General features: G+C 60.5%; 19 protein-coding genes. 13 read left to right on the forward strand and 6 right to left on the reverse strand.

What is annotated here, in order from left to right; translation table 11 throughout:
- Positions 1-155 precede the first annotated feature (155 nt).
- From ACX3YF_RS07780 to ACX3YF_RS07815, 8 genes are all read left to right on the forward strand, one after another.
- Complete coding sequence (locus ACX3YF_RS07780; protein WP_458973614.1) at positions 156-1,454, forward strand: MFS transporter; 1,299 nt, start codon at positions 156-158, stop codon at positions 1,452-1,454.
- A 239-nt stretch (positions 1,455-1,693) separates the two neighbouring features.
- The gene (locus tag ACX3YF_RS07785; protein WP_047535203.1) at positions 1,694-2,695 is read left to right on the forward strand and encodes a phosphate ABC transporter substrate-binding protein PstS; all 1,002 of its coding nucleotides are present in this window, start codon (positions 1,694-1,696) and stop codon (positions 2,693-2,695) included.
- 163 nt (positions 2,696-2,858) lie between these two features.
- Positions 2,859-5,141 carry an ABC transporter permease subunit gene (locus tag ACX3YF_RS07790; RefSeq protein WP_448647641.1) on the forward strand — a complete coding sequence of 761 codons (2,283 nt, stop codon included), beginning with the start codon at positions 2,859-2,861 and terminating at the stop codon, positions 5,139-5,141.
- Positions 5,142-5,156: 15 nt separating this feature from the next.
- The gene (gene pstA / locus ACX3YF_RS07795; protein WP_448647640.1) at positions 5,157-6,827 is read left to right on the forward strand and encodes a phosphate ABC transporter permease PstA; all 1,671 of its coding nucleotides are present in this window, start codon (positions 5,157-5,159) and stop codon (positions 6,825-6,827) included.
- A gap of 195 nt (positions 6,828-7,022) precedes the next feature.
- Positions 7,023-7,856: a phosphate ABC transporter ATP-binding protein PstB gene (gene pstB / locus ACX3YF_RS07800; RefSeq protein WP_047535196.1), complete on the forward strand. Its 834-nt coding sequence runs from the start codon at positions 7,023-7,025 to the stop codon at positions 7,854-7,856.
- Positions 7,857-7,927: 71 nt separating this feature from the next.
- Positions 7,928-8,689, forward strand: coding sequence for a phosphate signaling complex protein PhoU (phoU, locus tag ACX3YF_RS07805; protein ID WP_047535192.1), 762 nt, complete (start codon positions 7,928-7,930; stop codon positions 8,687-8,689).
- 166 nt (positions 8,690-8,855) lie between these two features.
- Entirely contained in the window at positions 8,856-9,773 is a 918-nt protein-coding gene (locus ACX3YF_RS07810) for a response regulator (RefSeq protein ID WP_448647639.1), read from the forward strand.
- Between the two features lie 207 nt (positions 9,774-9,980).
- Positions 9,981-10,877 (forward strand): peptidoglycan DD-metalloendopeptidase family protein, encoded by an 897-nt coding sequence (locus ACX3YF_RS07815; protein WP_130205588.1) that lies wholly within the window; start codon positions 9,981-9,983, stop codon positions 10,875-10,877.
- 68 nt (positions 10,878-10,945) lie between these two features.
- On the opposite strand, the gene ACX3YF_RS07820 is transcribed toward ACX3YF_RS07815, so the two are convergent.
- From ACX3YF_RS07820 to phoB, 3 genes are all read right to left on the reverse strand, one after another.
- Complete coding sequence (locus ACX3YF_RS07820) at positions 10,946-12,286, reverse strand: hemolysin family protein (protein ID WP_047535182.1); 1,341 nt, start codon at positions 12,284-12,286, stop codon at positions 10,946-10,948.
- Between the two features lie 111 nt (positions 12,287-12,397).
- Positions 12,398-13,684, reverse strand: a complete 1,287-nt coding sequence (phoR, locus tag ACX3YF_RS07825) for a phosphate regulon sensor histidine kinase PhoR (RefSeq protein WP_458974834.1) — start codon at positions 13,682-13,684, stop codon at positions 12,398-12,400.
- A gap of 75 nt (positions 13,685-13,759) precedes the next feature.
- Positions 13,760-14,449 (reverse strand): phosphate regulon transcriptional regulator PhoB, encoded by a 690-nt coding sequence (gene phoB, locus ACX3YF_RS07830; RefSeq protein ID WP_034149326.1) that lies wholly within the window; start codon positions 14,447-14,449, stop codon positions 13,760-13,762.
- Between the two features lie 151 nt (positions 14,450-14,600).
- Here phoB and ACX3YF_RS07835 point away from each other — a divergent pair, with 151 nt between their 5' ends.
- Entirely contained in the window at positions 14,601-14,987 is a 387-nt protein-coding gene (locus ACX3YF_RS07835) for a COG4315 family predicted lipoprotein (RefSeq protein WP_130205592.1), read from the forward strand.
- Between the two features lie 54 nt (positions 14,988-15,041).
- On the opposite strand, the gene ubiA is transcribed toward ACX3YF_RS07835, so the two are convergent.
- Both ubiA and ACX3YF_RS07845 read right to left on the reverse strand, forming a co-directional pair.
- Positions 15,042-15,932: a 4-hydroxybenzoate octaprenyltransferase gene (gene ubiA / locus ACX3YF_RS07840; RefSeq protein ID WP_130205594.1), complete on the reverse strand. Its 891-nt coding sequence runs from the start codon at positions 15,930-15,932 to the stop codon at positions 15,042-15,044.
- A complete protein-coding gene (locus tag ACX3YF_RS07845) occupies positions 15,932-16,495 on the reverse strand; it encodes a chorismate--pyruvate lyase family protein (RefSeq protein WP_458944064.1) in 564 nt (187 codons plus the stop codon). The genes ubiA and ACX3YF_RS07845 overlap by 1 nt, the downstream gene beginning before the upstream one ends.
- Before the next feature lie 200 nt (positions 16,496-16,695).
- Here ACX3YF_RS07845 and ACX3YF_RS07850 point away from each other — a divergent pair, with 200 nt between their 5' ends.
- The 4 genes from ACX3YF_RS07850 to ACX3YF_RS07865 all read left to right on the forward strand — a co-directional run bounded on the left by ACX3YF_RS07850 (position 16,696) and on the right by ACX3YF_RS07865 (position 19,293).
- Positions 16,696-16,863 (forward strand): rubredoxin, encoded by a 168-nt coding sequence (locus ACX3YF_RS07850; RefSeq protein ID WP_007954349.1) that lies wholly within the window; start codon positions 16,696-16,698, stop codon positions 16,861-16,863.
- Positions 16,864-16,884: 21 nt separating this feature from the next.
- Positions 16,885-18,033, forward strand: coding sequence for an NAD(P)/FAD-dependent oxidoreductase (locus ACX3YF_RS07855; protein ID WP_458973615.1), 1,149 nt, complete (start codon positions 16,885-16,887; stop codon positions 18,031-18,033).
- Between the two features lie 194 nt (positions 18,034-18,227).
- Positions 18,228-18,503, forward strand: a complete 276-nt coding sequence (locus tag ACX3YF_RS07860) for an HU family DNA-binding protein (protein WP_003213368.1) — start codon at positions 18,228-18,230, stop codon at positions 18,501-18,503.
- A gap of 400 nt (positions 18,504-18,903) precedes the next feature.
- Complete coding sequence (locus ACX3YF_RS07865; protein ID WP_448647636.1) at positions 18,904-19,293, forward strand: helicase; 390 nt, start codon at positions 18,904-18,906, stop codon at positions 19,291-19,293.
- Between the two features lie 91 nt (positions 19,294-19,384).
- On the opposite strand, the gene ACX3YF_RS07870 is transcribed toward ACX3YF_RS07865, so the two are convergent.
- Entirely contained in the window at positions 19,385-20,785 is a 1,401-nt protein-coding gene (locus tag ACX3YF_RS07870; RefSeq protein WP_458973616.1) for an aminoacyl-tRNA deacylase and HDOD domain-containing protein, read from the reverse strand.
- Positions 20,786-20,798: the final 13 nt, after the last annotated feature.

A 20,798-nucleotide genomic window follows, 5' to 3' on the forward strand; every position in this document is an offset into this window, starting at 1 on the left:
CGGTAGACTCCGAGACGACCGTCCGGTTCTCATTTTGACTGTCAAAAACGCGCCTCTATGTGCTTTTTCGAACAATTTGTTATGGTGCCGGTCCTGCCCGAGCCCTTGCCAGCGTTGTTGGGGCGGCAGACCTGACTATAAGAGAAGCCCTTGCCATGACCACAGCGCCCTCGAGTATCGCGCAGCCAAGCCAACCTGCACGTCCGCTGACCCGTAACGACTACAAGACCCTATCGCTGTCGGCCCTGGGCGGCGCGCTGGAGTTCTACGACTTCATCATCTTCGTGTTCTTCGCCACGGTGGTGGGCAAGCTGTTCTTCCCGGCGGACATGCCGGAGTGGCTGCGTTTGATGCAGACCTTCGGCATTTTTGCCGCCGGCTATCTGGCTCGACCACTGGGCGGCATCGTGATGGCGCACTTCGGCGATCTGCTGGGGCGCAAGAAGATGTTCACCTTGAGCATTTTCATGATGGCGGTGCCGACCCTGATCATGGGCCTGCTGCCGACCTATGCGCAGATCGGCATGTGGGCGCCGATCCTGTTGCTGCTGATGCGGGTGATCCAGGGCGCGGCCATCGGCGGCGAAGTGCCGGGCGCCTGGGTCTTCGTTTCCGAGCACGTACCGCAACGGCACATCGGCTACGCCTGCGGCACCCTGACCAGCGGTCTGACGGCAGGCATCCTCCTGGGATCTCTGGTGGCGACGGCGATCAACAGCCTTTACACCCCGGTGGAAGTGTCGGATTACGCCTGGCGGGTTCCGTTCCTGTTGGGCGGTGTGTTTGGCCTGTTCTCGGTGTACCTGCGCCGCTGGTTGCACGAAACCCCGGTGTTCGCCGAACTGCAATTGCGCAAGGCCCTGGCCGAGGAAGTCCCGCTGCGCGCGGTGCTGCGTGACCATCGTGGCGCGATCGCGATTTCCATGCTGCTGACCTGGCTGCTGTCCGCGGCCATCGTGGTATTGATCCTGATGACCCCGACCGTGTTGCAAACGGTCTACCACTTCTCGCCAACCACATCCCTGCAGGCGAACAGTGTGGCGATCATTTTCCTTAGCGTTGGTTGCATCATTGCCGGCGCCTTGGCCGATCGTTTTGGTGCGGGGCGGGTGTTCGTATTCGGTTGTGCGGCCCTGCTGGCCAGCTCCTGGACCTTCTACCACAGCCTGGCCGACCACCCTGACTGGCTGTTCCCGTTGTATGCCCTGACCGGCCTGCTGGTCGGCACCATCGGTGCGGTGCCGTACGTCATGGTCAAGGCGTTCCCGCCTGTGGTGCGCTTCAGCGGCTTGTCCTTTTCCTACAACGTGGCCTACGCCATTTTCGGTGGCCTGACGCCGATGATCGTCAGTTTGTTGCTCAAGGAAAGCCCGATGGGGCCGGCTTACTACGTCGCGATCCTGTGCGGGGTCGGGATTCTGGTGGGTGGGTATCTCTGGAAGAAGGGTCGTTAATTTCGACTTTTTTATTGTCTATTCCGGCGCCATCGCGAGCAGGCTCGCTCCTACAGTAGGTCTGTGTCGATCACATACCCTGTGGGAGCGAGCCTGCTCGCGATAAGGGCGGCGCGGATTATCGCGTAACACCCAAATACTGGCCTTTCATCCAATTGTCATATTTCAGCCATAGAGTGTTCACACGGCCTGCTGATACTTGGCCCCGAATAACACACCCTATCTGCTAGGAGTAAGGCATGAAACTGAAGCGTTTGATGGCGGCAATGACTTTTGTCGCTGCTGGCGTTGCGACTGCCAACGCGGTTGCCGCTGTTGACCCTGCTATCCCGAGCTACACCAAGACCACTGGTGTGTCGGGCAACCTGTCCAGCGTCGGTTCCGATACCCTGGCCAACCTCATGACCCTGTGGGCTGAGAACTACAAAAAAGAATACCCGAACGTAAACATCCAGATTCAGGCCGCTGGCTCCGCCACCGCGCCACCTGCGCTGACTGAAGGCACCTCCAACCTGGGCCCGATGAGCCGCAAGATGAAGGACACCGAACTGGCTGCCTTCGAGCAGAAGTACGGCTACAAGCCAACCGCTATCCCGGTTGCCGTGGACGCCCTGGCGGTGTTCGTGCACAAAGACAACCCGATCCAGCACCTGACCATGGAACAAGTCGACGCGATCTTCTCGTCCACTCGTCTGTGCGGCGCCAAGACCGAAGTCAAAACCTGGGGTGACCTGGGCGTGACCGGCGACCTGGCCAACAAGCCGGTTCAACTGTTCGGTCGTAACTCGGTATCCGGCACCTACGGCTACTTCAAAGAAGAAGCCCTGTGCAAAGGCGACTACAAGCCAAACGTCAACGAACAACCAGGTTCGGCTTCGGTCGTGCAGTCGATCAGCTCCTCGCTGAACGGCATCGGTTACTCGGGCATCGGTTACAAAACCGCTAGCGTGAAGACCGTGGCCCTGGCCAAGAAAGGCAGCACCGACTTCATCGAAGACAGCGAAGAAAACGCCCTGAACGGCAAATACCCGCTGTCCCGCTTCCTGTACGTATACGTCAACAAGGCCCCGAACAAGCCTCTGGCCCCGCTGGAAGCCGAGTTCGTGAAACTGGTTCTGTCGAAACAGGGTCAGGAAGTTGTAGTGAAAGACGGTTACATCCCACTGCCAGCCAAAGTTGCAGCCAAAGCCCTGGCTGACTTGGGTCTGTCGGAAGGCGGCGCTGAAGTCGCAAAAAAGTAACAAATTGAGTCCGGTGTGAACTTCACCGGATTCACATGGGGGCGGCAGGAGCTGCCCTCATACACCTCTAATTCTCTATCCACTGCCAGTCACCTCTGGCGGCGGATTTGTTGCGTCACTGCATTGTCATCTTTCTGTCATACAGGATCGCTAGGGTGTGCGCATGAATGATCTGGCCAATTCCAACATGACTACTAATCCCCCCAAGCGGATTGATTTCAATACGCCTGAGCTGCAACGCAAGCGCCGCATTCGCGCGCTCAAAGATCGCCTGACCCGCTGGTACGTCCTCGTGGGTGGCCTGGCCGTGCTGGGTGCGATCACGTTGATCTTTTTCTTCCTTGCCTATGTCGTCGCGCCCCTGTTCCAGGGGGCCAGCCTGACCGCCAAGGACGCCATCACGCCTGCCTGGATGCAAGACGCCGGCAAGCCGTTGATGATCTCCCTGGAAGAGCAGAACCAAGTGGCCATGCGGGTTTCCGACAAAGGCCAGGCGCTGTTCTTCGATATCGACAGTGGCGCTGAACTCAAGCGCGTCGATTTGCCCGTTCCGGCCGGTGTCACCGTGACCTCCATTGCTGAAGACCAGCCAGGTCACCCGCTGGTGGCCGTGGGCCTGTCCAACGGTCAGGCATTGGTATTCCGTCACACGTATAAAGTCAGTTACCCGGACGGCAAGAAAACCATTTCGCCAGCGGTCGAATACCCGTACGGCGAAACGCCGATCGTGGTGAACGAGGCGGGCGGTGCGCTGGAGCACGTCAGCCTCAACGCCAACGATTCGACCCTGATGCTGGTCGGTGCCACCGGTTCGCAACTCAATGTGTTGTCGCTGACCAGCGAAGAAAACATGATGACCGGCGAAATCACCAACGAGCAGAAGCGTATCGATCTGCCGCAAATGACCGAGCCGGTGAAAAACATCTTCGTCGATCCGCGTCAGCAATGGTTGTACGTGGTCAACGGGCGTGCCCAGGCCGACGTATTCAGCCTGCGCGACAAGAGCCTCAACGGTCGTTACAAACTGCTTGAAGACGGTGAAGCCCAAGTCACTGCCAGCACGCAACTGGTTGGCGGTATCTCGCTGATCGTCGGCGACTCCAAAGGTGGCCTGGCTCAATGGTTCATGGCGCGCGACCATGATGGCGAGCAACGCCTGAAGCAGATCCGTACCTTCCAGATGGGCACCACGCCGATTGTTGAAATCACTGCCGAAGAGCGCCGCAAGGGCTTCGTCGCCCTGGACGCCTCCGGCAAGCTCGGCGTGTTCCACAGTACGGCCCACCGCACCTTGCTGGTGGATCAGGTGGTCGAAGGCCAAGGCATTTTCGGCCTGTCGCCACGGGCCAACCGCGTGATCGTGGAAGCCGGCGGGAAGCTGCAACCGTTGCTGCTCGACAACCCGCACCCGGAAGTTTCGTGGAGCGCTTTGTGGAGCAAGGTCTGGTACGAGAACTACGACGAGCCTAAGTACGTCTGGCAATCGACCGCCGCCAACACCGATTTCGAACCCAAGCTGAGCCTGTCGCCGCTGACCTTCGGTACCCTCAAGGCCGCGTTCTACGCCATGCTGCTGGCGGCTCCACTGGCCGTCGCCGCTGCGATCTACACCGCGTACTTCATGGCTCCGGGCATGCGCCGCAAGGTCAAGCCGGTGATCGAACTGATGGAAGCGATGCCGACGGTGATCCTCGGTTTCTTCGCCGGTCTGTTCCTCGCCCCGTATGTGGAAGGGCACTTGCCGGGCATCTTCAGCCTGCTGATGCTCTTGCCGATCGGCATTCTGGTCGCTGGTTTCGTCTTCAGTCGCCTGCCTGAATCCATTCGCCTGAAAGTGCCGGATGGCTGGGAAAGCGCGATCCTGATCCCGGTGATCCTCTTCGTTGGCTGGCTCTCGCTGTACATGAGCCCGTTCATGGAGAACTGGTTCTTCGGCGGCGACATGCGCATGTGGATCTCCCACGACCTGGGCATCACCTACGACCAGCGCAACGCACTGGTGGTCGGCCTGGCCATGGGCTTTGCGGTCATCCCGAACATCTACTCCATCGCCGAAGACGCCGTGTTCAGCGTACCGCGTGGCCTCACCCTCGGCTCCCTGGCCCTCGGTGCCACGCCGTGGCAGACGATGACGCGCGTGGTGATCCTCACCGCCAGCCCGGGCATTTTCTCGGCGCTGATGATCGGCATGGGCCGTGCGGTCGGTGAAACCATGATCGTGTTGATGGCCACCGGTAACACCCCGGTCATGGAGATGAACCTGTTCGAAGGTCTGCGCACCCTGGCCGCCAACGTCGCGGTGGAAATGCCCGAATCGGAAGTCGGTGGCAGCCACTACCGCGTGCTGTTCCTCTCGGCGCTGGTGTTGCTGTTGTTCACCTTCGTCATGAACACCCTCGCGGAACTGATTCGTCAGCGTCTGCGCAAGAAATACTCGTCGCTTTAAGAAAGGTAGAAGTCTGTGAAACAGAACTCCCTGAATGGATGGTTCAAGAGCGGCGCCCCCGGCGTCTGGATCAGCGGTGGCGCGGTGTCCATCGCGGTCATCATGACCATTGGCCTGCTGGCGGTGATCGCCGTGCGCGGTCTGGGTCACTTCTGGCCGGCGGATCTGATCCACGCCAACTACGACGTGCCGGGCCAGGCTAATCACTTGGTCATTGGCGAAGTGGTACAGAAGGAAGAAGTGCCCCGTGCACGTCTGAAGTCCGCTGGTTTGCCGGTGCCGGATCAAGGCCCGGAATTCATGACCCGCGAGCTGATCAAGGTCGGCAACCGCGACCTGAACGGCAACGACTTCACCTGGACCGTCGGCGAGTGGCTGACCAACCAGACGACGCCGCCGGAGCTGATGGCCATCGAGCGTCGTGAGTGGGGCAACTTCTACGGCTACCTGGTCAACGTCAAACAGGACGGCAAGGTCATCGCTGAAGGCGAAGCCGCATGGCCTGAGTTGCAGGCCCGTGTGGATCGCGTCAACAAGCTGGCCGCTCAGCTCAAGAGCCTGGAAAAAACCGACATCGGCGCGATCAACGCCGGTCTCGAGCGTATCCGCTTGCACGGTCGCAAGCTGGAGCTGGAAGGCAAACTCGACCCTGCCGCGCAAGCGGACATGGAATCCGAGCGCGCCGAGCTGAACGCTCGCTACCAGGACATCGAGGCTCGTCTGGCCGATCTGCACGCGCAGTTCAACCGCGACAGCCTGACGGCTCGTGATGCCAACGGCAAAGAAGTCGAAATCGGCATCGGCAAAGTGGTTCACGCCTATCAGCCGAACGCCATGAGCACCATGACCAAGATCGGCTTCTACTTCAGCAAGGTCTGGGAGTTCCTGAGCGACGACCCGCGTGAAGCGAACACCGAAGGCGGGATTTTCCCGGCGATCTTCGGCACCGTGATGATGACCCTGATCATGGCGATGATCGTCACCCCGTTCGGCGTGCTGGCGGCGGTGTACCTGCGTGAATACGCCAAGCAGAACACCCTGACCCGCGTGATCCGCATCGCAGTGAACAACCTGGCGGGCGTTCCGGCCATCGTGTACGGCGTGTTCGGTCTGGGCTTCTTCGTCTACGTGCTGGGTGGTTCGGTCGACCGGTTGTTCTTCCCGGAAGCCTTGCCGGCACCGACCTTCGGTACGCCGGGCCTGCTCTGGGCTTCGCTGACCCTGGCACTGCTGGCGGTGCCGGTGGTGATCGTGGCCACCGAAGAAGGCCTGGCGCGGATTCCCCGCACCGTTCGCGAAGGCTCGTTGGCCCTTGGCGCGACCAAGGCTGAAACCTTGTGGAAGATCGTGCTGCCGATGGCCAGCCCGGCGATGATGACCGGCATGATCCTCGCCGTGGCACGCGCCGCCGGTGAAGTGGCGCCGCTGATGCTGGTGGGTGTGGTGAAACTGGCGCCGTCGCTGCCGGTGGACGGTAACTACCCGTACCTGCACCTGGACCAGAAGATCATGCACTTGGGCTTCCATATCTATGACGTCGGCTTCCAGAGCCCGAACGTCGAGGCCGCGCGGCCGCTGGTATACGCCACGGCGCTGCTGCTGGTCCTGGTGATCGCGACATTGAACCTGTCGGCCGTGTGGATCCGTAACCACCTGCGCGAGAAGTACAAGGCGCTGGATAGTTAAGCAGGATCGACACGGTCCCTGTGGGAGCTGGCTTGCCAGCGATGCAGACGATGCGGTTTATCAGTCACACCGCAGCGATGCCATCGCTGGCAATCCAGCTCCCACAAGGGATCGCAGCCAGACATGAATTTTGAGTAACCCGCTGGCTAGACCAGCGGCTAAACGAACCGAATTTGTTAGCACAGGGAGCCTCCCATGCAGCACGAAGCACATACCCACGGCATCAACATGTCGGCCCTGGGTCGCGACAAGCAGAGCCTGAATCTCGAGCAGGAAACCGTGGCCATCGAGGTACCGAGCCTGAGCCTGTTCTACGGTGAGAAACAAGCGCTGTACGACGTCAGCATGAACATCCCGAAACAGCGCGTGACCGCCTTCATCGGCCCGTCCGGCTGCGGCAAGTCCACATTGCTGCGTACGTTCAACCGCATGAACGATCTGGTGGATGGCTGCCGCGTCGAAGGCGCGATCAACCTGTACGGCAACAACATCTATCGCAAGGGCGAAGACGTGGCCGAGCTGCGTCGTCGCGTCGGCATGGTGTTCCAGAAGCCGAACCCGTTCCCGAAAACCATCTATGAAAACGTGGTTTACGGCCTGCGGATCCAGGGCATCAACAAGAAGCGCATCCTCGACGAAGCGGTCGAGTGGGCGTTGAAAGGCGCGGCCCTGTGGGATGAAGTCAAAGACCGTCTGCATGAATCGGCACTGGGCCTGTCCGGTGGTCAGCAGCAACGTCTGGTCATCGCCCGCACCATCGCCGTGGAACCGGAAGTGCTGCTGCTCGACGAACCGTGCTCGGCACTCGACCCGATCTCGACGCTGAAAGTCGAAGAGCTGATCTACGAACTGAAATCCAAATTCACCATCGTCATCGTGACCCACAACATGCAACAGGCCGCTCGGGTATCCGACTACACGGCCTTCATGTACATGGGCAAACTGGTGGAATTCGGCGACACCGACACCCTGTTCACCAATCCGGCGAAGAAGCAGACCGAAGACTACATCACCGGTCGTTACGGCTAGGAAGTTGTCGTTGCTCACTGAACTGACGCTGCGGTCCACCGCACCTTACCGGACGCTCCAAGGACGCCAACATGATTAGCAAAGAAGGCCTTACCCACCACATCTCCCAGCAGTTCAACGCCGAACTGGAGGAAGTGCGCAGCCACCTCCTGGCCATGGGCGGTCTGGTGGAAAAACAGGTCAACGACGCGGTCACCGCGCTGATCGAGGCCGATTCCGGCCTGGCCCAGCAGGTTCGCGAAATCGACGACCAGATCAATCAGATGGAACGCAACATCGACGAAGAATGCCTGCGCATTCTGGCCCGTCGTCAGCCGGCGGCGTCTGACCTGCGTCTGATCATCAGCATCTCCAAGTCGGTGATCGACCTGGAGCGCATCGGTGACGAAGCGACCAAGATCGCCCGTCGTGCCATCCAGTTGTGCGAAGAAGGCGAAGCGCCGCGCGGCTACGTCGAAGTGCGCCACATCGGCGACCAGGTGCGTAACATGGTTCGTGACGCGTTGGACGCCTTTGCCCGTTTCGACGCCGATCTGGCGTTGTCCGTGGCGCAGTACGACAAAATCATCGACCGTGAATACAAGACCGCCCTGCGTGAGCTGGCGACCTACATGATGGAAGACCCGCGCTCTATCTCGCGCGTCTTGAGCATTATCTGGGTGTTGCGTTCGCTGGAGCGCATCGGCGACCACGCGCGCAATATTTCCGAGTTGGTGATTTACCTGGTGCGCGGCACTGACGTACGTCACCTTGGCCTCAAGCGCATGAAAGAAGAAGTTGAAGGAACCGCCGGCGAAACCGCTAATGTTCCGGGCAAACCTGACGATAAGTAAGATTGCCCAAGTAAAGCGCCCGGCCTATTGGCCGGGCGTTTTTGTTTGCGGTTCTCGAATTCGAAAAGCAGCACCCGCGAACGAAAAGTCCCGGCGTGACTGAAGGTTTTGGCAATATGCCATCAGCAAAGCGGTATGCTTGCCGGGGTTTTTTAAGGGGTTATGGATGAGTAAGGTCAGTGTGTTGGTCGTGGACGATGCCTCGTTTATTCGTGACCTGGTGAAGAAATGCCTGCGTAACTATTTCCCGGGCATGCGGATCGAAGACGCCATCAATGGCAAAAAGGCTCAGGCATTGCTGGCCCGGGAAGCGTTCGACCTGGTGCTGTGCGACTGGGAAATGCCGGAAATGTCCGGCCTGGAACTGCTGACCTGGTGTCGCGGGCAGGACAGCCTCAAAACCATGCCGTTTGTGATGGTGACCAGCCGTGGCGACAAGGAGAACGTCGTCCAGGCAATCCAGGCCGGGGTTTCCGGCTATGTCAGCAAGCCGTTCACCAACGAGCAATTGATCAACAAGGTCAGGCAGGCACTGCACAAGGTCGGCAAGCTCGACGCGTTGGTGAACGTTGCATCGACGAAAACGAGTTCGGCGTTCGGCAACGACTCCCTGAATGCATTGACCGGCGGCAAGGCCGCCGTGGTCGCGCCATCGCCTTCTGCCCCGACTCCTGCTGCCGCGCCATCCCGTGGTTTGCTCAACAGTCCGCCGGTCAAGGCTCCCGCTCCTGCTGCCACTGGGGCGGGCGGGCGTGGTCAGGGGCAATTGCGCCTGCCCAACGGTATCCAGCCATGCGTGATCAAGGCGCTGAGCCTCAAGGAAGCGCTGCTGGTGGTGAAACGCTCCGAAACACTGCCACAAGTACTGGACAGTGCCGTGCTCGACCTGGAGCAGGGCGACAACGCCGAGACTGCTCGTCTGAATGGCTATTTGCACGCCGTCGTCGCCCATGAGCCCAAGCCGGACAGCGACTGGTTGCAATTGACCTTCCGTTTCGTCGATCAGGACTCGCAGAAGCTCGATTACATTTCCCGCCTGATCGCCCGTGGCACCGCACAGAAGCACTTCGTTCCGGGCGCGTAAGTCAGGCGTCGCCTGTCAGCCAGCCATCGCGGGCAAGCCCGCTCCCACAGGTACAGTGCAGAACCTGTGGGAGCGGGCTTGCCCGCGATGACGCTAGAGCAGTCACCACACATCAGCTAAACCATCCACTTCGAAACATCTGCCGACAACACAGGTCAATTCCGACTGCTAGGCTCATTCCAGGCCTCACACGACAGAATCCTGCCCATGCTCGCGCGCCTGCTGTTTTTATGTGGTCTGTTCATGGCCGCCACCCCGGCGATGGCCGTGACGATCTACAAGTCCACCGACGCCAATGGCGTGGTCTCCTACAGTGACCGCCCCACCAAAGGCTCCAAGGTGTTCACCTTCCGCGATCGCATGGAAGAGCACCTTGAGCGTCAGGTGTACCTGGTGATCATGAAGAAGGAAGGCGTGGACAGCGTATACGTGCGAAACGACCTCTATGCGCCGGTGGAAATCGAATTGAGTTTCGATGGCTTGAAGAACGTCAGTGGCGCGCCGAGCCGGCCGATTCGTCGGGTGATGCCGTCACGCAGCAGCATTCGCCTGGCGATGCTCACGGCCACGGAGGCCACAAGGCCGATCGCCTATATCCCCAGGTTCGAATACTCCCTGGGCGACCCCGCAGGCGCCTCCATGGCCTATCGATACCCGTTGCCCTGGCGTGGCGGGCCGTTTCGCATGACACAGGGCGCCGAGGGTCAATACAGCCACTTTGGGCCGAAGAACCGTTACGCCATCGACATCGCCATGCCCGAAGGCACACCGATCATTGCCGCACGTGGCGGGGTCGTGGTGAAGATCGAAAACGGGCAGACCGGACGCGGCACCAATCCATCGGGCAATTTCGTGCGGGTGTTGCACGATGACGGGACCATGGGCGTGTACCTGCACCTGAAGAAAGGCTCGGTCAGCGTTCGGGAGGGGCAAAGGGTCATGGTGGGCACCGCGCTTGCGCTGTCGGGCAATACCGGCAACAGCAGCGGGCCGCATCTGCATTTCGTGGTGCAGCGCAATACCGGGATGGGCCTGGTGTCGATTCCGTATCAGTTCAACCAGCCGGTGAGCTCATTGCCCAACTTTGCGTTGGGCAAGCAATAACGAGGGTTTGCGAAAATTAATTGTGGCGAGGGAGCAAGCTCCCTCGCCACAAGCGCCGGGTGCAGCACTCAGTCCAGCATCAAGACCTTGGCCAGAATGATCTTCGGCCCTTTCATCTTCTTGATGATGATGCGCAGGCCTTCGACTTCCAGCACTTCTTCCTCTTCCGGTACGCGTTTCAGGGTTTCGTAGACCAGCCCTGCGAGGGTTTCGGCTTCAACGTGGTCCAGGTCGATGCCCAGCAGCCGTTCGACCTTGAACAGTGGCGTATCGCCCCGTACCAGCAGTTTGCCCGGCTGGTAGGCGAGGATCCCGCGTTCGGCCTTGCGGTGTTCGTCCTGAATGTCGCCCACCAGCACTTCCAGCACGTCTTCCATGGTCAGGTAGCCGATGATGTTGCCGTCGGCCTCTTCAACCACGGCGAAGTGCGAGCCGCCCTTGCGGAACTGTTCGAGCAGTTGCGACAGCGGCATGTGCCTGGACACGCGCTCCAGCGGACGGGTCAGTTCGGCCAGGTTGAACGACTCGGGAATATGATCCAGTGCCGCCAGTTCAAGCAGCAGGTCCTTGATGTGCAGCAGGCCGACGAACTCCTGGCGCTCACTGTCGTACACCGGATAACGGCTGAACTTGTGGCGACGGAACATCGCCAGGATTTCCTTGAGGGGGGCGTTGAACTCCAGTGTCACGAGGTCTTCGCGGGAGTTGGCCCAGTCGACCACTTCCAGTTCGCCCATTTCCACCGCCGAAGCCAATACGCGCATGCCTTGGTCGCTCGGGTCCTGGCCACGGCTGGAGTGCAGGATCAGTTTCAGTTCTTCGCGGCTGTAGTGATGCTCGTGATGCGGGCCGGGCTCGCCCTGACCGGCGATGCGCAGGATCGCGTTGGCGCTGGCGTTGAGCAAGTAGATCGCCGGGTACATGGCCCAGTAGAACAGGTACAGCGGCACGGCGGTCCACAGCGACAGCAGCTCGGGCTTGCGGATGGCCCAGGATTTCGGGGCCAGTTCGCCGACCACGATGTGCAGGTACGAGATGACAAAAAACGCAGCGAAGAACGAAACGCCTTTGATCACTTCGGCCGATTGCACGCCGACGGCGTCGAGCAACGGTTCGAGGATGTGCGCGAACGCCGGTTCGCCGACCCAGCCGAGGCCCAGGGAGGCGAGGGTGATACCCAGTTGGCACGCCGACAGGTAGGCATCGAGCTGACTGTGCACGGTCCGCAGGATTTGCCCGCGCCAGCCGTGTTGTTCAGCGATGGCTTCGACCCGGGTCGAGCGCAGTTTGACCATGGCAAATTCCGCCGCAACGAAAAAACCGTTGAGCAACACCAGGATCAGAGCAAAAAGAATCATGCCGAAGTCGGCGAACAGTGTGGCGAGGGTCAAACCAGGGGAAGGGTCCATGATGGAGTTTTGCGGGTTCCGTGTATTCGAAAGGAAAGAAAAAGTGGGCCTGAAAGGCAGGCACAAGTCAGCCAATGTAGCGGCTGACTCAGCGATTGCCTAGTACTGCTATCAGTCCATTGGACTAATGACCCTGGATTTGCTGACCTGGGCGGGGGCGAAATGGCAGGTAAAGGTACTGCCGTGCCCCGGCACGCTGCTGATTTCCATCCGTGCGCGGTGGCGCAACAGCACGTGTTTGACGATCGCCAGCCCCAGGCCGGTGCCACCGGTATTGGAGTTGCGACTGGAGTCGACGCGATAGAAGCGTTCGGTCAGGCGCGGCAGGTGTTTGCTGTCGATGCCGATCCCGGAATCCTGTACGCTCAGGTGCGCGCCTTGTTCATCGCCCCACCAGCGAATGCGGATGTTGCCTTCGGCCTGGGTGTACTTGACCGCGTTGAACACCAGGTTGGAAAAAGCGCTGCGCAGTTCGGCTTCGCTGCCCTTGAGCAGAATCGTCGGGTCGGCTTCCAGGGTGATGTGCTGGTTTTTCTGGCCGGAGAGCTGCTGAGCGTCACTCTTGATCGACTGCAACAGGCCATCAATGGCCACTGGCTGGTTATCCGAGGGGTAATCGGTCGCTTCCAGTTTGGCCAGCAGCAGCAAGTCATTGAGCAGCGTCTGCATGCGCCCGCCTTGTTGCTGCATTTGCTGCAAGGCGCGACTCCAGCGCGGGTTCACGTCCTCGACGTTGTCGAGCAGGGTTTCCAGGTAGCCGCATATCACCGTCAGGGGTGTGCGTAATTCATGGGAAACGTTGGCGATGAAGTCTTTGCGCATCTGCTCGAGCTGATGGATGCGTGTGACGTCGCGTACCAGCATCAGGTGCTCGTTGTTGCCGTAGCGGGTGATGTACAGCTGGATACGCATCCGGTCGTTGGTCGGCGAAGGGATTTCCAGCGGCTCGACGTAGCTGTCCTGCTCGAAGTATTCCTTGAAGCGCGGGTGGCGCACCAGGTTGGTCACCGGCTGACCGCTGTCCTGTGGCGTCTTGAGGCCCAGCAGGGTTTCGGCGGCGCGGTTCCACCATTCCAGGTTGCCGTCGCTGTCGAGCATGACCACCGCATCTTTCAATGCGGCGGTGGATTCCTGAACCCGGTCGATCACCGCTTGCAACCGCCCGCGCACTCGCTGATCGCGACGCTGCAGGTGATAGATGCTGTCGAACACTTCGCCCCACAGGCCATAGCCATCGGGCGGGGCTTCATCGGGTTGGTGCAGGCGCAGCCACTCGTGCAGGCGCAGCAGTTGCTTGAGGGTCCAGGCCAGGTAGAGGCCCAAGCCCGCGGCGAGGCTCCAGCCGTAGTAGCCGCTGATCAAGCCGATCACCAGGCAAGCGGTGACCAGCAGCAGCATGTGGCGAATCAGGGTGCCATGCCAGTTTTGGTTCACGAAAAATATGCGTCCTTGTCAGCGAGTCTGGCGGCCGGCTCAGGCCTTGGTAGAGAACCGGTAGCCGGTTCCGCGCACGGTTTGTACCAGGTTTTCGTAGGCGTCGCCGAGGGCTTTGCGCAGGCGGCGGATGTGCACATCGACGGTGCGCTCTTCGACATAGACATTGCCGCCCCAGACCTGATCCAGCAACTGGCCGCGCGTGTAGGCGCGTTCCTGGTGGGTCATGAAGAATTGCAGCAGGCGGTATTCGGTCGGCCCCATTTCGGCCGGTTTGCCGTCGATGGTCACGCGGTGGCCGATCGGGTCCAACAGCAGGCCACCGACTTCAATCGGCGCTTCGCCATCGGTAGGACCGGCGCGGCGCAGCACGGCTTTGAGGCGTGCGACCAGCTCACGGGGGGAAAAGGGTTTGGTGATGTAATCGTCGGCACCGACTTCCAGGCCCTGGATCTTGTTGTCCTCTTCGCCCTTGGCGGTGAGCATGATGATCGGGATATCACCGGTCAGTTCATCGCGCTTGAGGCGGCGGGCCAATTCGATGCCGGAGGTGCCGGGCAGCATCCAGTCGAGCAGGATCAAGTCCGGTTTGCGGTCGACGATAATGGCGTGGGCCTGCTGGGAGTTCTCGGCCTCCAGGCAGTCATAGCCGGCCATTTCCAATGCAACGGCGATCATTTCGCGAATAGGCGCTTCGTCGTCGACGATCAGAATGCTCCTGCCAACCATGCCTTAATCCTCTTGTCATTTAACTGTCTTGCGCCGCATTAGATAACGGAATTATTGCAGTCGTGTGACAGTATTTTAGTCGCCCGGCGATCGTCGTGAACCTGAACTAAGCTCTAAGTCCGAATCCTGACAACCGCAAAGGAAGGTTTCCATGAATTGCATCGCTCAATCCTGGAAGGCGTTACTGGTAACGGCCGCGCTAACGCTGCCGACCTTGGCGCTCGCCGCTGAACCGGTGATGATGAAAGACGGCATGATGGTCGACCATAAAGGCATGACCGTATACACGTTCGATAAGGACTCAGGCGGCAAGTCGATGTGTAATGGTGATTGCGCGAAGAATTGGCCACCCATGATGGCTCCGGCCGGCGCCAAGGCTGAAGGCAAATTTACGCCCATCAAGCGCGATGACGGCATGATGCAGTGGGCGTATGACGGTAAGCCGCTGTACACCTTCGTGAAGGACGAAAAGCCTGGAGAAATGAAGGGTGACGGCATGAAAGACGTCTGGCACATCGTTCATGAGTCGCAGAAGTAACCGACTCGATCCGCCCCCGCGTGAATGCTCTGCGGGGGCGATATCAATCCTGTCTCAGCGCAACCCGTAATCCAGCACGATCCCGACAAAAATCGCCAACCCGGCCCAGTGGTTGTGCAGGAACGCCTTGAAACAGCGCATCCGGTCCTTGTCGCGGGTGTACCAGAACTCCCAGGCGAAGCAGCCTGCCGCCACCGCCAACCCAAGGTGGAACCAACCACCGAGCTCGAATTTCGAACCCGCCAGCAACAGACAACCCAGCGCCAATCCTTGCAGGGTCAGGATGATCACCCGGTCCGCCTCGCCAAACAGGATCGCCGTGGATTTCACGCCGATCTTCAGGTCGTCGTCGCGGTCGGTCATTGCGTAATAGGTGTCGTAGCCCACCGTCCACATCAGGTTGGCGATGTACAGCAGCCACGCCGCTGCCGGCAAATCACCGGTTTCGGCGGTGAATGCCATCGGCATGCCCCAGGAAAACGCCGCGCCCAACACCACCTGCGGGTAATAGGTGTAGCGCTTCATGAACGGGTAAGTGAAGGCCAGCGCCAGGCCGCCGAGTGACAGCCAGATGGTGGTCGCATTGGTGCACAGCACCAGCAGGAAACTCACGGCCATCAGCAGCGCAAAGAACACCAACGCTTCCTTGGAGCTGATCTTGCCGCTCGCCAGTGGGCGCTGTGCGGTGCGTTTCACATGGCCGTCGACCTTGCGGTCCGCCCAATCGTTGATCACGCAGCCACCGGCGCGAGTCAACACCACGCCAAGGACGAAAATCACGATGTTGGCCAGCGACGGCGAGCCCTTGCCGGCAATCCACAGTGCCCACAGCGTTGGCCACAGCAACAGATAGATGCCGATTGGCTTGTCCATGCGCGTCAGCTGAATGAAATCCCAGGCCCGTGGGTTCAAGCGGTTCAGGGACTTGAGCAGGCTCTGGTACATCAGCAATTCTCCGGATGGGCGCGGGCGGCGTTCCACAGGGTCGGCAGGAAAATCTCGGCCACCAGCACGCTCAAGGTGCCACGGTCGAACCGTGAACGGCGGCCCCATAGTTCAGGCGACTGGACCTCGTTCGGCAGCCACGCTTGAGGATAGTGGCAAACCTCGATGGCCCGGCGCTGGAAGGCGTGATCGCAAAACAGTAATTCGCCCAGGGAGCGGCTGCCCAACTCATCCATGTGCAAGCCGTCGCCCTGCAATGCACTGCGCGAGGCCACGCTGCGGGCAAACACCCAGGCCTCGCCGTGACCGCGCAGGTACACCTCGCGAACCCAGCCCTCACTGCCGTCGGCCAGATCCAGCGCGGCGCATTCGTCGGCGCGCAGGGTCTGCCAGCCTTCGAACAGCGGCGTGACGCTGAAGCCGTCGTTCGACAAACGGGTCAGGCGGCGGGTCAGCGAACCTTCGTCGAATAGCCAGTCGAGGGTGGACGTATCGGGGAGGGGCGTCAGTTGGCTGTGAGGGAGCCAGAGCGGGGCCGGGCAAGCGGATTTTGAGTGCGGCACAGTGAGTCATTATTGGCAGCAAAGGAGGCGGCGAGCTTAACATGTCGGCTCATGAATTTGAGTGATCTGGCCGTCCGTTGCGCCGAACAGGCTTGCATCTGCGCGGCCCCATCAGTACAAAACGCCCTGAGCCGGACGGCAGCGCTGCAACCATCGACCGTTCGCGCCGGCAAAAGCCTGAATCCTGAGGAAGTACCTGAATGAAAAAGTGGCAATGTGTGGTCTGCGGCCTGATCTACAACGAAGCCGATGGCTGGCCGGATGACGGCATCGCGCCGGGCACCCTGTGGCAGGACGTGCCCGAAGACTGGCTGTGCCCGGATTGCGGCGTCGGCAAAATGGATTTCGAAATGATCGAAATCAACTAAGACACCTGGAAGGAGTAAGGAATGAACGCACCTGTCGTGATCGTCGGCACCGGACTGGCGGGCTACAACCTGGCCCGCGAGTTTCGCAAAATCGATGGCGAAACCCCGCTGCTGCTGATTACCGCCGATGACGGGCGTTCCTACTCCAAGCCGATGCTCTCCACCGGTTTCGGCAAAAACAAGGACGCCGACGGCCTGAGCATGGCTGAACCCGGCACCATGGCCGAGCAGTTGAAAGCCGAAGTGCGCACCCACACGCGCATCAGTGGTATCGACCCGGGCCACAAGCGTCTGTGGATCGGCGAAGAAGCGGTGTACTACCGTGACCTGATCCTGGCCTGGGGCGCAGAAACCGTGCGCGTGCCCATCGAAGGTGATGCGGCGGACTGCGTTTTCCCGATCAACGACCTGGAGGATTACGCACGCTTTCGCGCGGCAGCGGCCGGCAAGCGTCGGGTGCTGTTGCTCGGCGCCGGGCTGATCGGCTGCGAGTTCGCCAACGACCTCAGTCTGGGCGGCTACGAGGTGCAACTGGTGGCGCCGTGCGAACAAGTCATGCCGACCCTGCTGCACCCGGCGGCGGCTGCGGCGGTGCAGGCCGGGCTGGAAAGCCTGGGTGCACGTTTCCACCTCGGGCCGGTGCTCAATCGCCTGCAGCGCGTCGCTGATGGGCTGGAGGCGCACCTGTCCGATGGCCAGGTGATACCGTGCGACGTGGTCGTGTCGGCCATTGGCCTGCGTCCGCGCATCGACCTGGCCGCCGCTGCCGGCGTGCAAGTCAATCGCGGCATCGTGGTCAACCGCCATCTGCAAACTTCCCACGCCAACATCTACGCCCTGGGCGACTGTGCCGAGGTCGATGGGCTGAACCTGTTGTACGTGATGCCCCTGATGAGCTGTGCGAGAGCGCTGGCCCAGACCCTCGCCGGCAACCCGACGACGGTCACTTATGGCCCGATGCCCATCACCGTCAAAACCCCGGTGTGCCCATTGGTGGTGTCCCCGCCGCCACGCGGCATGGAGGGCGTTTGGACCGTCGAAGGGCAGGGTGCCGACATCAAGGTTTTATGCCGCGATGCCGGCGGTAAACTGCTCGGTTATGCCCTGACAGGCGCGGCGGTGACGGAAAAACTGGCCCTGAACAAAGAACTTCCGGCGCTGCTGGCGTAAATACCGGTCGTTCTGTCGGAATCACCCCCCTTTTGCCCATACATTGGCCGCGCCGACACTGGCGCGGCTCCTCGCTGCGTGCCATCCTCACTCCCGTCTGCCGCAGAGTAGAGCACCTGCGGCGCTTTGGGCGCTGCTCCGCAGAGAGCAGCACGGACATAACAACAAAAAACCGTCAAAGGGGCTTCACTAATATGCGTAAACCAGAACTCGCCGCAGCAATTGCTGAAAAAGCAGACCTCACCAAAGAGCAGGCCAACCGCGTTCTCAACGCCGTTCTCGAAGAAATCACCGGCGCCCTGCACCGTAAAGACAGCGTCACGCTGGTAGGTTTCGGCACCTTCCTGCAACGCCACCGCGGCGCCCGCACCGGCAAAAACCCGCAAACCGGTGAGCCCGTCAAAATCAAGGCCAGCAACACCGTTGCGTTCAAGCCAGGTAAATCGTTGAAAGACAGCGTCAATCCGTAATCCGTCGCCATACCCTGCGTAGCAGGGGAGCGGAACAAAGAATGGGCACGCCAACCAGGTTGGGTGCCCATTTTTTTGGTTTCGTGCCATCCCGGAAATTGATAACACAACACCTGTAGGAGCGAGCTTGCTGGCGATGGTCGTTAACGATAACGCGTGTGGACTGGATAAACGCGGCGCACGTGAGGTCATCGCCGGCAAGCCGGCTCTTACAGACTGTGTTTCGTTTGGTGTGGGAATGATGTGGCGAGTGGTCTGGCAGAAGGCTTCAAAAATTGTGACTTGGTAGTCATCGTGCCGCTAATGGTTATGATCTCCTCCTAATGGAACTGGATGCTGGCGTTATGGCTTGAAGCCGTTAAACTGCCCCGGCCGTTCATTTTCTTTTTGAGGCTTGCGCATGAAATTTCGTTTTCTGCTGTGGATGTTGGGTTTGTTGATGGGCAAGGCCAGTCGGACCAATCCTGCGTTTCAGCAGCAGTTGGGCGACAAGGACCTGGTGTTTCAGCTGCAGACCCTGGACGGGAAAGTGGCGCGGCATTTCCGGGTTAAGGATCAGCGAATTACCAGCAAGGCGGGCGTGTATGCCGAGCCTGCATTTGCCATCGCCTTCAAAGACGCCGCGTATGGCTTTGCCACGATGCAGGCGAAGAACAAGCAGTTGGCGTTCATGACGGGGATTCAGGACAAGTCGATTCAGATCAAGGGCAACCCGGCGCTGGTGATCTGGTTCCAGGGGCTGACCAAGTATTTGAAGCCTAAGAAGGCGAAAACTGTCGCCAAGGTTTGAGTGGGGCGGTTAAACCGGGTTGGATTCATCGCGGGCAAGCCCGCTCCCACAGGGATCATCTATGTGGGAGCGTAGCTTGCCCGCGATGCTTTCAGCCCTGAGTGAATTGCGAAGCGAGTTCGCGCAGCAATACTTCGGCTTCAAGGACTTTGCTGACCACGTCGTCGGCCTTGGCGCGGGTCAGGCCCAGGCGTTCGAGCAGGGCGTCGGGGATGTCTTCGTCGGGGCCGGAACCAATGCCGCGGCTGCGCAGCAAGCGCACGCTCAGGCACACCAGGTTCGGGTACTCGGCGTAATCGCCGTCGTAATGGGGGTCGTGCTGGAAGCGCAGCGCGGTGGCCAGTTCATCGGGCATGTCCCAGTAGCGCATCAGCCAGGCGCCGATCTGTTCGCGGCTGATGCCCAGCAAGTGTTGCTCGATGTAGCTGTGGCACAGGTGCGGGTTGACCTCCAGGTGGCGGCAGATCAGCGAGAAGTGCGGCGGGAACACGTGGGCCAGCAGCAGGTAGCCGAAGTTGTGCAGCAGGCCGGCCAGGTAGGTCAGGCCGGCTTCCGGACGCTGGGCGCGCGGCATGGCGCGGGTCAGGCCTTCGATGACGGCGGCGGTGTAGATCGATTGCTGCCAGTAAGGCGTGCTGTGTTGCGGGTGGTCCTTGGGCAGGCTCAGGGTTTTGCCCAGGGCCAGGCCCAGCGCCAGGTTGATCACCAGGTCGAAACCCAGTACTCGCACGATGGCGTCTTCCACCGAACGGATCTTGCCCGGCGAAGCGTAGTACGGCGACGCTGCCCAGCTCACCACTTGCGCCGCCAGCGCCGGGTCGGTCTCGACCACGCCGGTGATGTCGTCGATGGTAGCGTTGGGGTCGACGCGCAGTTTGATGATCTTTTGCGCGGTCTCGGCCAGCGGCGGAATCTCGATGGTCGCTTCCAGGCGTTGCTGGATGCGCCGCGCGGTGAACGCCTGGACGGCCTGGGTGATTTCCTCGCGGTCGTCGTCGGGGCGGTCGAGGTTCGGGCGGATGCTGGTCAGCGCTTCGCCGAAGTTGGCGGCGCTGGCTTTATTCAGCATGGATTTGAAGGCTTCGCTGGTGATTTCCAGCAGTACGCCAGGCTCGCCGGAGTTGACCAGCACCATCGGCTCACGCAAGAGGCTTTCGTCGTACAGGCACGGTGAGCTGGTCAGTGCCGGCAGGCCGGGCAACAGGCTCAGGTTATGCTTGCCGAGCATCTTTTCCAGGCGCTCGGTCGGCACCGCAGTGAGGCGGCGGCCGGTGAGTTCGGTGAGGCGATTGAGATCCAGCAATTGGCTTTGCGGGAACAACACCATCAGCGCACCGACGGCGTCATCAAGCAGCGCAGCCTGAACTTTGCGCGCGGGGTTCAGGCCGTGGTGGTCGAGGACTTCCTGGTAGGCAATGCCCATTTTGCCCAGCAACAGCCGAATGACCGACGGCGCGTGCGGGGTAGCGGGTGCGAGGGCAACTTCGGTCATGGTCTGTATCCGT

The organism is Pseudomonas fluorescens group sp. PF-69 (assembly GCF_054481235.1).